11 protein-coding genes are annotated in these 11,851 nt (G+C 70.8%); 10 read left to right on the top strand and 1 reads right to left on the bottom strand.

All coding sequences use genetic code 11. The features are described from left to right. The first annotated feature begins 3 nt into the window (after positions 1-3). The 9 genes from ACFVYF_RS15365 (at position 4) to ACFVYF_RS15325 (ending at position 8,322) form a co-directional block, all read left to right on the top strand. Positions 4-156, top strand: a complete 153-nt coding sequence (locus tag ACFVYF_RS15365; protein WP_383284210.1) for a hypothetical protein — start codon at positions 4-6, stop codon at positions 154-156. Positions 157-470: 314 nt separating this feature from the next. Then, complete coding sequence (locus ACFVYF_RS15360; protein WP_389455696.1) at positions 471-1,553, top strand: ABC transporter substrate-binding protein; 1,083 nt, start codon at positions 471-473, stop codon at positions 1,551-1,553. A 5-nt stretch (positions 1,554-1,558) separates the two neighbouring features. Further along, the gene (locus ACFVYF_RS15355; protein WP_389455695.1) at positions 1,559-2,413 is read left to right on the top strand and encodes an ABC transporter permease; all 855 of its coding nucleotides are present in this window, start codon (positions 1,559-1,561) and stop codon (positions 2,411-2,413) included. Next, positions 2,389-3,135: an ABC transporter ATP-binding protein gene (locus ACFVYF_RS15350; protein ID WP_389455694.1), complete on the top strand. Its 747-nt coding sequence runs from the start codon at positions 2,389-2,391 to the stop codon at positions 3,133-3,135. The genes ACFVYF_RS15355 and ACFVYF_RS15350 overlap by 25 nt, the downstream gene beginning before the upstream one ends. Then, positions 3,132-4,517: an LLM class flavin-dependent oxidoreductase gene (locus ACFVYF_RS15345; protein ID WP_389455693.1), complete on the top strand. Its 1,386-nt coding sequence runs from the start codon at positions 3,132-3,134 to the stop codon at positions 4,515-4,517. The genes ACFVYF_RS15350 and ACFVYF_RS15345 overlap by 4 nt, the downstream gene beginning before the upstream one ends. Before the next feature lie 14 nt (positions 4,518-4,531). Beyond that, positions 4,532-5,425 (top strand): TauD/TfdA dioxygenase family protein, encoded by an 894-nt coding sequence (locus ACFVYF_RS15340; protein WP_389455692.1) that lies wholly within the window; start codon positions 4,532-4,534, stop codon positions 5,423-5,425. A 163-nt stretch (positions 5,426-5,588) separates the two neighbouring features. After that, entirely contained in the window at positions 5,589-6,992 is a 1,404-nt protein-coding gene (locus ACFVYF_RS15335) for an amino acid permease (protein WP_389455691.1), read from the top strand. Positions 6,993-7,263: 271 nt separating this feature from the next. Then, positions 7,264-7,905 (top strand): superoxide dismutase, encoded by a 642-nt coding sequence (locus ACFVYF_RS15330; RefSeq protein ID WP_389455690.1) that lies wholly within the window; start codon positions 7,264-7,266, stop codon positions 7,903-7,905. Positions 7,906-8,085: 180 nt separating this feature from the next. After that, positions 8,086-8,322, top strand: a complete 237-nt coding sequence (locus tag ACFVYF_RS15325; RefSeq protein ID WP_389455689.1) for a hypothetical protein — start codon at positions 8,086-8,088, stop codon at positions 8,320-8,322. Between the two features lie 27 nt (positions 8,323-8,349). On the opposite strand, the gene ACFVYF_RS15320 is transcribed toward ACFVYF_RS15325, so the two are convergent. Continuing rightward, positions 8,350-8,994: a DsbA family protein gene (locus ACFVYF_RS15320; protein WP_389455688.1), complete on the bottom strand. Its 645-nt coding sequence runs from the start codon at positions 8,992-8,994 to the stop codon at positions 8,350-8,352. 137 nt (positions 8,995-9,131) lie between these two features. On the opposite strand from ACFVYF_RS15320, the gene pepN reads away from it, so the two are divergent. Continuing rightward, positions 9,132-11,708, top strand: coding sequence for an aminopeptidase N (gene pepN, locus ACFVYF_RS15315; protein ID WP_389455687.1), 2,577 nt, complete (start codon positions 9,132-9,134; stop codon positions 11,706-11,708). Positions 11,709-11,851: the final 143 nt, after the last annotated feature.

Raw genomic sequence — 11,851 nt, 5'->3', positions numbered from 1 at the left:
TGCATGAGCAGCGCGCAGGACTTTTCCCCGGTGATCCGGTTGCGGCAGGGCCGCGACCGGACGGCCGGTGTCGCGCTGTCGCCCTCGCGGCAGGTTCCGCTGACCAAGTGCCGTGTCGTCGACCTGATGCGGGTCGCCCGCACACTGTGTTGCTGACCCGCTGACCTGCTGACACGCCGGTCCGCGACCGCGCCTGGCGTCGACGCGTGGCCTGTCGGCACGTCGACGCTCCAAAGCGTCGGCGGCCTTCCGGCAGCGTCTCGGCGATGCCCCGGAAACGCCGGCCCTTCCGGCACCACCCCGCGCCGCCGGCCCTTCAGCACCTCTTTCGCCTTTCCGCATCCTGCCGCCGTGGACCGCGCTGACGCGCCTTCGGCGTGTGCCTTCTCCTGCGCGCACTTTTCCTTTCTGGATTCGCCCTGCCCGGAATTCCGCGCGTTTCCTGCCTCTTGAACTCTCGGAGTCCTGCCATGCCACCATCGCCCGCGTCCTCGTCCGTGTCCGGTGTCGACCGACGGCTGTTCCTGTCCTCCCTGCTCGGCGCGGCCGCCGCTGCCGCCGGGGTCAGCGGCTGCGCGGACAGCAGCGCCGCCGAAGCCGGGTCCAAGGGGTCCATAACCGCCCCGCCGGCCGACAAGGTCCCGTCCGGTACGAAGCTCAAGATCGCCTCGTACCAGGGCGTCCAGCAGCTGCAGTTCAAGCTCGCGGGCCTCACCGACCTGCCCTTCACCGTCTCCGACTGGGTGAACATCGGCGCCGGTCCCGACGTCATCAACGCCTTCCGCGCCAAGTCGCTGGACGTCGCCAACAACGCGGGCATCCCGCCGATCCAGGCGCACTACCAGGGCTACGACGCGAAGATCGTCGCCATCAACATCACCCGCAAGCCCAACTACCTCTTCGCCACCAAGCCCGGCAGCGACATCGAGGACGTGCAGGGCTTCAAGGGCAAGAAGCTCGCGTTCTCCCAGGGCCAGGCCCAGGGTGTGGTGCTGCTGCGGGCGCTGAAGAAGGCCGGGCTGACGTACGACGAGGTGGATCTCGTCCCGCTGACCAGCAACCAGTTCCTCACCGCACTCCAGGCGGGCCAGGTGGACATCGCCCCGCTCGCCAACAGCCAGTCCCCGGCCTACCTCAAGCAGTACGGGTCCAAGGGCGCGCACACGATCGCCACGGACGTCGTGGACCTCCTCAACCTGCTGTGGGCGCCCACCTCCGTGCTGGCCGACTCCGCCAAGGCCGCCGCGATCGCCGCGTACATCCCGCGCTGGGCGAAGGGCCAGGTGTGGGCGTACGAACACCCCGACGCCTGGAACGAGGAGTTCTACGTCAAGACGCAGAACCTCACCCCGGCCCAGGCCCGGTCGATCACGGAGCTCGCCAACAAGCCGCTGTTCCCGCCGAGTTGGGACGAGGCCGTCAAGTGGGAGCAGGAGACCGCCGACCTGCTGGCAAAGGGCGGGTTCGTGAAGGGGTTCAAGGTCGGCTCGCTCTTCGACCGGCGCTTCGAGGGCATCGCGGCCAAGGCCGTCCCGGCCACGTATCGGAAGTGACGGCCATGACCACCACTACCACCGCCGCGATCCCCGTACCCGCGGCCGAGCAGAGCGACGACCGGCCGCAGCGCGCCAGGCGGCGCCGGGGCCTGGCGCCGGGCAAGCGGCTGCCTGCCTCCCGGCTGATCGGGCCCGTACTCTTCGCCGCCCTGTGGGCCCTCGCGTCCGCCGCCGGGCAGCTGGACCCGGGCGCTGTCCCGGCGCCCTGGACGGTCGTACGCACCACCGGTCAGCTGTGGACCGACGGCACCCTCCCCACCGATGTCCTCACCTCCCTGGAGCGCGCCGCGTACGGCTTCGCCCTCGGTCTGACGGCCGGCGTACTGCTGGCGCTCGCGGCCGGGCTCAGCAGGGTCGGCGAGGCCCTGATCGACGGGACGGTGCAGCTCAACCGGGCGATCCCGACGCTCGGTCTGATCCCGCTGTTCATTCTCTGGCTCGGCATCGGCGAGACCTTCAAGATCGCGATCATCGCCATCGTCGTCTACATCCCGATCTATCTGAACCTGCACGCCGCGCTGTCCGGCATCGACCACCGGTACGTCGAACTCGCGGAGGTCCAGGGGCTGTCCAGGGTGCGCTTCATCCGGGAGATCGTCATCCCCGGCGCGCTGCCCGGCTTCTTCGTCGGACTCCGGCTCGGGGTCACCGGCTCCTGGCTGTCCCTGGTGGTCCTGGAGCAGATCAACGCCACCAGCGGCCTCGGTTACATGATGTTCCAGGCCCAGAACTACGGCCGTACGGACATCATCCTGGTCGGCCTGTTGATCTACGGCGTCTTCGGCCTGGTCTCCGACAGCGCGGTCCGTCTCATCGAACGGAAGGTGCTGTCATGGCGACGCACGCTGAGCAGCTGACCTCCCTGCGGCAGGAGCACGCCGTCCGGCTCCGCGGGCTGACCCGCTCCTTCGACGGCCGCAAGGTCCTCGACAACATCGACCTCGACCTTCCGGCGGGCCAGTTCACCGCTCTGCTCGGGCACAGCGGTTCCGGCAAGAGCACGCTGCTGCGGGCCGTCGCGGGGCTGGACCACAAGGTCGCGGGCAGCGGGAGTCTGACCGCTCCCGAGCGGGTGTCCGTCGTCTTCCAGGACTCCCGGCTGCTGCCCTGGCGCCGCATCCTCGACAACGTCCTGCTCGGCGAGGAGGGCAAGGACGCCGACGCGCGCGGCCGCGCCGCCCTCGCCGAGGTGGGGCTCGCGGGCCGGGAGCGGGCCTGGCCCAACGAGCTGTCGGGCGGGGAGGCCCAGCGTGCCGCGCTGGCCCGCTCGCTGGTCCGGGAGCCCGAACTGCTGCTGGCCGACGAGCCGTTCGGCGCTCTGGACGCACTCACCCGGATCCGGATGCACGTTCTGCTGCGTGAGCTGTGGGAGCGCCACCGGCCCTCCGTCCTGCTCGTCACCCACGACGTGGACGAGGCGATCGTGCTCGCCGACCGGGTCCTGGTGCTCGACCGGGGCCGGATCGGCCTCGACCTGACCATCGAACCCCCGCATCCCCGCTCGTATCGCGACCCACTGCTCGGCGAGTACCGCGAGCGCCTGCTCGCCGCTCTGGGCGTCACGGAGGACCACAAGTGACCACGCCACGCCAACTGCACCTCAACGCCTTCCTGATGAACACCGGGCACCACGAGGCCTCCTGGCGGCTGCCCGAGAGCGACCCCTACGCGAGCGTCGACCTCGCGCACTACCGCAACCTCGCCCGCATCGCCGAACGCGGCACCTTCGACTCGCTCTTCCTGGCCGACGGCCCGGTCCTCTTCAACAGCGTCGGCCAGCGCCCCTCCGGCACCCTCGAACCCATCACCCTGCTCACCGCGCTGGCCACGGCGACCGAGCACATCGGCCTGATCGCCACCGCCTCCACCTCCTACAACTCCCCCTACAACCTGGCCCGCAGGTTCGCCTCCCTGGACCACATCAGCGGTGGCCGCGCGGGCTGGAACATCGTCACCACCGCCGGCGCCGAGGCCGCCCGCAACTTCGGCCTCGACGAACAGCCGGCCCACGCCACCCGTTACGAGCGCGCCGCCGAGTTCCTGGACGTGGCGCTCAAGCTCTGGGACAGCTGGGAGGACGACCTGATCGTCGCGGACAAGGCGGCGGGGGTCTGGGGCGACGAGCGCAGGCTGCATCCGCCTCGCCACCGGGGGACGTACTTCCAGGTGGAGGGCGCGCTCAACGTGCCCCGGACGCCGCAGGGTTACCCGCTCCTGGTGCAGGCCGGCTCGTCGGAGGACGGCAAGCGGTTCGCGGCCCGGTACGCGGAGGCGGTCTTCACCGCACAGCAGACCCTGGCCGACGCCCAGGCGTTCTACGCCGACCTCAAGTCCCGTACCAGCGCGGCCGGCCGCGATCCCGGTCACCTCAAGATCCTGCCCGGCATCGTCCCGGTGATCGGCTCCACCGAGGCCGAGGCCCGGCGTCACGAGGCCGTCCTGGAGGACCACATCGTCTACGAGCACGGGCTGCGCCGGCTGGCGCACCTGCTGCACCTGGAGCCCGGCGCGCTCGGCCTGGACGCCCAGCTGCCGGCCGATCTGCCGCCGGAGAGCGCCATCGAGGGGGCCAAGAGCCGCTACACGCTGGTCGTGGAGCTCGCCCGGCGCGAGCGGCTCACCGTCCGCGAACTCATCGGCCGGCTCGGCGGCGGACGCGGTCATCTCACCTTCACCGGCACGCCCGAGCAGGTCGCCGACGCGATCGAGGAGTGGTTCCGGGGCGGAGCCGCCGACGGCTTCAACATCATGCCCGCCCTGCTGCCGTCCGGCCTCGAGGTCTTCGTCGACCAGGTCGTGCCGATCCTGCGCGACCGCGGCCTGCTGCGCGCGGAGTACGGCCCCCGGCAGACCCTGCGGGAGCGCTACGGCCTGCCGCGCCCCGCCAACCAGTACTCCGCCGAGTTCCCGGCCCCGCTCGACCAGGGGGGACCCCAGTCCCCCGCACTCGCCACCCGCTGAAAGGACCGTCTCCCATGACCGATCTCGAGATCACCAAGGTCACCGCCCACATCGGGGCCCAGGTGTCCGGCGTCGACATCGCCAAGCCCCTGGACGACGTGACCGTCGCCGCGCTGCGCGACGCTCTCAACCAGCACAAGGCCCTCGTCTTCGACGACGTCGACCTGGACGACGAGGGGCAGCAGAACTTCGCCCGCCACTTCGGCGACCTCACCACCGCTCATCCGACCGTGCCCGCCATCGACGGCGCCCCGAACGTGCTCCCGGTGGACAGCGAGCGGGGCCGCGCCAACCACTGGCACACCGACGTCACCTTCGTCCTCAACCCGCCGCAGGCCAGCACCCTGCGCAGCCTCGTCGTCCCGCCGTACGGTGGCGAGACGCTGATCGCCAACTCGGCGGCCGCCTACCGCGATCTGCCCGAGCCGCTGCGGCTGCTGGCCGACACCCTGTGGGCCGAGCACACCAACGACTACGACTACGCGGTGCCGGACGAGGAGATCGACGAGGAAAAGGCCGAGCAGCGCGCCCAGTTCACGTCCATCGCGTACCGGACCGCCCATCCGGTCGTCCGGGTCCACCCGCTGACCGGTGAGCGCGGGCTGTTCATCGGCGGCTTCGCCCAGCGGATCGTCGGCCTCTCGGTGGGCGAGTCCCGCAAGATCCTCGACCTGCTCCAGGCGTATGTCACCCGGCCGGAGAACATCCTGCGCTGGCGCTGGTCCCCCGACCAGCTCGTCCTGTTCGACAACCGGATCACCCAGCACTACGCCATCGACAACTACGACGGGCTGCCGCGCCGCCTGCACCGCGTGACGGTCGCCGGTGACGTGCCGGTCGGCATCGCGGGCAAGGAGAGCTACGCGATCGCGGGTGACGCCTCGCACTACACGTCGGTCGCCGCCTGAACCCCGCCCGCCGAGCCGGTCCCGCCGGTCTCCCCGCGCCACCGGGCTCCTACGGTCCGTAGCGGACCCGTCCGTATAGTGGGCAGCCTCTCCCTCTGAGCGGAGAGGCTGCCCAGACTGTGGGCGTTTTTGCCCCGTCTCACGTAATGGACCACCCGCGCCCATGTCTCGGACCGCTCCCGACGCCGGCCCGTCGGCCGGCGTCGCCTCCGCCCCCGCGGAACCGCTCACGCACGGACTCAAGCAGCGCCATCTGTCGATGATCGCCCTCGGCGGGGTGATCGGCGCGGGCCTGTTCGTCGGCTCCGGTGCGGGCATCGCCGCCGCCGGGCCGTCGATCGTCATCGCCTACGCCGTCTCGGGCCTGCTCGTCATGCTGGTGATGCGGATGCTCGGCGAGATGTCGGCCGCGTATCCCTCCTCCGGTTCCTTCTCCGCGCACGCCGAGCGGGCCATCGGACCGTGGGCGGGCTTCAGCGCCGGCTGGGCCTTCTGGGTGCTGCTGTGCACGGCCGTCGGGCTGGAGGGCATCGGCGCCGCGAAGATCGTCAACGGCTGGCTGCCGGGCACGCCCCAGTGGGCCTGGGTGGCGCTGTTCATGGTCGTCTTCTGCGCGGCCAACCTCGCCGCGGTGAAGAACTTCGGCGAGTTCGAGTTCTGGTTCGCCGCGCTGAAAGTCGGCGCGATCACGCTGTTCCTGGTGCTCGGCGTGCTGGCCGTCGCCGGGGTCCTGCCCGGCACGGACTCCCCCGGCGTCTCGAACCTCACCGGCGAGGGCGGCTTCCTGCCGAACGGCAGCGAGGGACTCGTCATCGGACTGCTCGCCTCCGTCTTCGCGTACGGCGGTCTGGAGACCGTGACCATCGCGGCGGCCGAGTCCGAGAACCCGGTGCAGGGCGTGGCACGCGCCGTGCGGACGGCGATGTGGCGCATCGCGCTCTTCTACATCGGCTCGATGGCGGTGATCGTCACCCTCGTCCCCTGGGACTCCAAGGCGGTCGTCGAGCAGGGCCCGTACGTGGCCGCCCTCGACCAGCTGGGCATTCCGGGGGCCGCGCAGCTGATGAACGTGGTCGTGCTCGTGGCCCTGCTCTCGGCGATGAACGCCAACATCTACGGCTCCTCGCGCATCGCGTTCTCCCTGGTGGCGCGCGGGCAGGGCCCGAAGGTGCTGGGCCGCGTCTCCGGCGGCGTCCCGCGCGCCGGCGTCCTCGTCTCGTCCGTCTTCGGCTTCGGCTGCGTCCTGCTCAGCTACTGGCGTCCTGACGACGTCTTCCCCTGGCTGCTGAACATGATCGGCGCGGTGATCCTGGTCGTCTGGATCTTCATCGCCGTCTCGCAGCTGCGGCTGCGGCGCCGGCTGGAGCGCGAGACGCCGGACAAGCTGGTCGTCCGCATGTGGTTGTTCCCGGCGCTCACCTGGGTCGCGCTCGCCGCGATGGCCGCCATCCTCGTCCTGATGGCCCGCCGGCCGGACACGCGGGTGCAGTTGTACTCGACGGGCGCGATGACGCTGTTCCTGGCGGCCGTCGGCTACGGCCGGCAGCGGAGGCGCGCCCGCGCCTGACCGGCAGGCCGGGCATCCGGCACCCGCCCGCATCCGACAAGGCGGCCAAGGCGGCACGGCACCGAAGGGCCCTCGCACGGAGGAGGTTTCGTGCGAGGGCCCTTTCGCGCGCCCGGGCCGGGTTTCCCCGGCGCGGGCGCCCTTTGACCCGCCCGGGCCCGGTTCCCCCGGCGCGGGTGCGCCTGTGCGGGCCCCGGCGCGCTCCACCACTCTCTTGCTGCTAGCGTGCAGTTGCAAGTACTTTGCAATAAGAAGTCAGAGGGGACCTGGCATGGCCGTGTACACACTTCCCGAACTGCCGTACGACTACGCCGCGCTCGCTCCGGTGATCAGCCCCGAGATCATCGAGCTGCATCACGACAAGCACCACGCGGCGTACGTGAAGGGGGCCAACGACACGCTGGAGCAGCTCGCGGAGGCCCGGGACAAGGAGTCGTGGGGGTCGGTCAACGGCCTGGAGAAGAACCTCGCCTTCCATCTGTCCGGCCACATCCTGCACTCGATCTACTGGCACAACATGACGGGGGAGGGCGGCGGCGAGCCGCTCGCGGCGGACGGCGTGGGCGACCTGGCGGACGCGATCACGGAGTCGTTCGGCTCGTTCGAGGCCTTCAAGGCGCAGCTCACCAAGGCCGCGGCGACCACACAAGGGTCGGGCTGGGGCGTCCTCGCGTACGAGCCGCTCAGCGGCCGGCTGATCGTCGAGCAGGTCTACGACCACCAGGGCAATGTCGGCCAGGGCTCGACGCCGGTCCTGGTCTTCGACGCCTGGGAGCACGCCTTCTACCTCCAGTACAGGAACCAGAAGGTCGACTTCATCGACGCCATGTGGGCCGTCGTCAACTGGCAGGACGTGGCGAAGCGTTACGCCGCCGCGAAGTCCCGCGCGGACGTCCTGCTGCTCGCCCCCTGAGGGCGACAGGAAACGCCCTGCTCGTGATCGTCTTCTCACCCTTCACGTGGCAGGCGGAGGAAAGGAAAGCCCCCGCGAGGACAGGACTCGCGGGGGCTTTCCCCTGCCCGCTCCACCGAACGGCCCACAGCTCGCCGCGCAGGGCTTCCGGTATGCGGGACTCCGGGTGATGGTGGTCGCATGCCGAGGGAAAAGTCCTACCCGTGCCACACCTGCGGCACCTACCAGCCGCACCGCCAGCCCCAGGACGACCGCGAGCGGGAGGTGATCCGCAAGCTGGCCAAGCTGGAGAAGCCCAACGCGTACGTGGAGAACTACTGGATCTGCGTCAGCACCGAGCAGGACTGCCGCAACATCCGCAGGGCCGGGCTGGCCAAACCCTTCGACCCGCCGCAGAAGATGCCGGTGTTCGACTGAGGGCCCCCCGTACCCTCCCGCCGCGGACTACAGGTTGCTGAAGTCCGGGCCCGCCGTGCGGCTGCGCTTGATCTCGTAGAAGCCCGGGGTGGAGGCGACCAGCAGGGTGCCGTCCCAGAGCCTGGCGGCGGCCTCGCCCTGGGGGGCCGGGGTGACGACCGGGCCGAAGAAGGCGATCTGCTCGCCGTCGGCGCCGGGGACGGCGATGACGGGCGTGCCGACGTCCTGTCCGACCTTGTCGATGCCCTCCTTGTGGGAGGCGCGCAGCTCGGCGTCGAACTCGAAGTCGTCCTGGTCGGCGTAGTCGATCAGGTCCGCGGGGAGGCCGACGTCGGCGAGCGCCCCGGCGATCGCCGCACGGGCGTCCTGCTCGCCCTGGTTGTGGATGCGGGTGCCGAGCGCGGTGTAGAGCGGGCCGAGCACGTCGGCGCCGTGCTTCTGCCAGGCCGCGGTCACCACCCGGACCGGGGCCCACGCCTTGGTGGTGAGCAGCTCCCGGTACTCCTCGGGGAGCTCGTCCAGCTTCGGCTCGTTCAGAACGGCCAGGCTCATCACATGCCAGTTGACCTTGATGTCGCGCACCTTCTCCACTTCCAGCACCCAGCGCGAGGTCATCCAGGCCCAGGGGCACAGCGGGTCGAACCAGAAGTCGACAGGGGTCTTCTCCGACATGACTCTCCTCAAGAGAACTGTTTCCTCCGGCAACACCGGCGCTCGCCCCACCCATTCCCGGGTGTGCTCCGTCAGGGGCACATGGCAGGATCGGTCCTGTTCACCCACATCCAGGACGTCCCGAGGGAGTGCCGCCCGTGCCCGGTGAGAATCTGTCCCGCGACGAGGCCCAGGAGCGGGCCGCGCTGCTGTCCGTCGACGGGTACGAGGTGTCCCTCGACCTGCGGTCCGCCGTCGGGGACGCCGGGAGCGAGCCGCGCACCTTCCGCTCGGTGACGACCGTCCGGTTCCGCTGCGCCGAGCCGGGCGCGTCCAGCTTCGCCGACCTGATCGCACCGGGCGTCACCGCCATGTCGCTCAACGGCAGGGACCTCGACCCGGGCGCCGTCTTCGACGGCTCCCGGATCCGGCTGGACGACCTCGCCGCCGACAACGAACTCGTCGTCGACGCCCAGTGCGCCTACTCCCGCACCGGCGAGGGCATGCACCGCTTCGTCGACCCGGAGGACGGCGAGGTGTATCTGTACACGCAGTACGAGCCCGCCGACTCCCGCCGCGTCTTCGCCAACTTCGAGCAGCCGGACCTCAAGGCCCCCTTCCGCTGCGACGTGCGGGCCCCCGAGGGCTGGGTCGTGTGGAGCAACGGCGTCGGTGAACTCGCGGACGGCGTCTGGCGGTTCGCCGAGACCAAGCCGATCTCGACGTACATCACCGCGTTCGCGGCCGGCCCGTACCACTACGTGACGGACCGCTACTCCCGCACCTTCGACGACGGTACGACGCTGGAGATCCCGCTCGGCGCGATGTGCCGCAAGGGTCTCGCGCCGCACTTCGACGCGGACGACGTCTTCCTCGTCACCAAGCAGGGCCTGGACTTCTTCCACGACCACTTCGACTACCCGTACCCCTTCGGGAAGTACGACCAGGCGTTCGTGCCCGAGTACAACCTCGGCGCGATGGAGAACCCCGGACTCGTCACCTTCCGCGAGGAGTTCATCTTCCGCGGCAAGGTGACGCAGGCGTCGTACGAGGGCCGGGCGAACGTCATCCTGCACGAGATGGCGCACATGTGGTTCGGCGACCTCGTCACCATGGAGTGGTGGGACGACCTGTGGCTCAAGGAGTCCTTCGCCGACTTCATGGGCGCGTTCGCGCTGGTCGGGGCGACCCGTTTCCAGAACGGCTGGATCACCTTCGCCAACCGCCGCAAGGCGTGGGCGTACCGCGCCGACCAGCTGCCGTCCACGCACCCGATCACGGCGGACATCCGCGACCTCCAGGACGCCAAGCTCAACTTCGACGGCATCACGTACGCCAAGGGCGCGTCCGTGCTCAAGCAACTCGTCGCGTACGTCGGCCAGGACGCGTTCCTCGAAGGCGCCCGCCGCTACTTCAAGCGGCACGCCTACGGCAACACGCGTCTCGGCGATCTGCTGTCGGCGCTGGAGGAGACCAGCGGGCGCGACCTGGCCTCCTGGTCGCGGTCCTGGCTGCAGACCGCCGGCGTCAACTCCCTCACCCCGCAGGTGATCCTGAGCGCCGACGGCCGGATCACCGAACTGGCCGTCGTGCAGGAGGCGGCGGAGTCGCACCCCGAACTGCGGCCGCACCGGGTGGCCGTGGGCCTGTACCGGCGGACACCCGAGGGCACCCTGGAGCGCTACGCGCGCGCCGAGGTGGACGTCGACGGCCCGCGTACGGTCATCGGCGAACTCGTCGGCGCCGAGGCACCCGAGCTCGTCCTGGTCAACGACGACGACCTGACGTACTGCAAGATCCGCTTCGACGAGAACTCCCTGGCGACGCTGCGCGACCGGCTGGGCGATCTCACCGACCCGCTGGCCCGCGCGCTGTGCTGGTCGGCGCTGTGGAACCTCACCCGCGACGCGCTCATGCCCGCCCGTGACTTCATCGACCTGGTGCTGCGCTTCGCGGGGCGCGAGTCGGACATCGGCGTGCTGCAGATGCTGCACGCCTGGGCGAACTCGGCGCTCACCCACTACGCGGCCCCCGCCTGGCGGACCGAGGGCGGGCGGCTCCTCGCCCAGGGTGCGCTCAAGGAGCTCCGGCTCGCCGCGCCGGGCAGTCAGGAGCAGCTCACCTGGGCGCGCTTCTTCGCCCGGGTCGCCGCCGACGAGGCCGACCTCCAGCTGCTGGGGGGCCTGTTGGAGGGCACGTCCAAGATCGACGGCCTGGACGTCGACCAGGAGCTGCGGTGGGCGTTCCTGGAGCCGCTCGCCGCGCACGGGGCGGCCGACGAGTCGGTGCTGGCGGCCGAGCTCGCCCGCGACGACACCGCCTCCGGCAAGCGCCATCAGGTCCGCTGCCTCGCCGCCCGCCCGTCGGCGGCGGTCAAGGCGCAGGCCTGGGCGTCGGTCGTGGAGTCCGACGCGCTGTCCAACGCGCTGGCCGAGGCGACCATCGCCGGCTTCGACCAGCCGTCCCAGCGCGAGCTGACCGCGCCGTACGCCCCGAAGTACTTCGCGGCGATCGAGCGGATCTGGGCGGAGCGGTCGATCCAGATCGGGATGGACGTGGTCCGGGGCCTGTTCCCCGGCCTGCAGGACTCGCCCGGGACGCTGGACGCCACGGACGCGTGGCTGTCGGCGCACGAGGATGCGCCGCCCGCGCTGCGGCGGCTGGTCCTGGAGGCCCGGGACGACCTGGCCCGCACCCTGCGCGCCCAGGCCTGCGACGTGGCCGCCGCCGGCTGAGTACCCCGGACCATGAGCCCACCGGAGGGCACCGGCACGCGCCGGTGCCCTCCGGTGGCACGAAACAGCGCCGGTGTCTTCCCGTGGCACGAAAGGAGCGCCGGTGTCTTCCCGTGGCACGGAGAAAGCCCCGGTGCCCTCCG

Origin of the sequence: Streptomyces sp. NPDC058274, assembly GCF_042881375.1 — a bacterium.
Classification (GTDB): Bacteria; Actinomycetota; Actinomycetes; order Streptomycetales; family Streptomycetaceae; genus Streptomyces.
Note: the sequence above shows the minus strand (reverse complement) of the source record. Positions and strands in the feature narration are given on the sequence as shown.

What these genes read in the sequence shown, in the direction of transcription:
- ACFVYF_RS15365 (WP_383284210.1), top strand. Translation starts at nt 4, where the DNA reads ATGAGCAGCGCGCAGGACTTTTCCCCGGTGATCCGGTTGCGGCAGGGC.
- ACFVYF_RS15360 (WP_389455696.1), top strand. Translation starts at nt 471, where the DNA reads ATGCCACCATCGCCCGCGTCCTCGTCCGTGTCCGGTGTCGACCGACGG.
- ACFVYF_RS15355 (WP_389455695.1), top strand. Translation starts at nt 1,559, where the DNA reads ATGACCACCACTACCACCGCCGCGATCCCCGTACCCGCGGCCGAGCAG.
- ACFVYF_RS15350 (WP_389455694.1), top strand. Translation starts at nt 2,389, where the DNA reads ATGGCGACGCACGCTGAGCAGCTGACCTCCCTGCGGCAGGAGCACGCC.
- ACFVYF_RS15340 (WP_389455692.1), top strand. Translation starts at nt 4,532, where the DNA reads ATGACCGATCTCGAGATCACCAAGGTCACCGCCCACATCGGGGCCCAG.
- ACFVYF_RS15335 (WP_389455691.1), top strand. Translation starts at nt 5,589, where the DNA reads ATGTCTCGGACCGCTCCCGACGCCGGCCCGTCGGCCGGCGTCGCCTCC.
- ACFVYF_RS15330 (WP_389455690.1), top strand. Translation starts at nt 7,264, where the DNA reads ATGGCCGTGTACACACTTCCCGAACTGCCGTACGACTACGCCGCGCTC.
- ACFVYF_RS15325 (WP_389455689.1), top strand. Translation starts at nt 8,086, where the DNA reads ATGCCGAGGGAAAAGTCCTACCCGTGCCACACCTGCGGCACCTACCAG.
- ACFVYF_RS15320 (WP_389455688.1), bottom strand. Translation starts at nt 8,994, where the DNA reads ATGTCGGAGAAGACCCCTGTCGACTTCTGGTTCGACCCGCTGTGCCCC.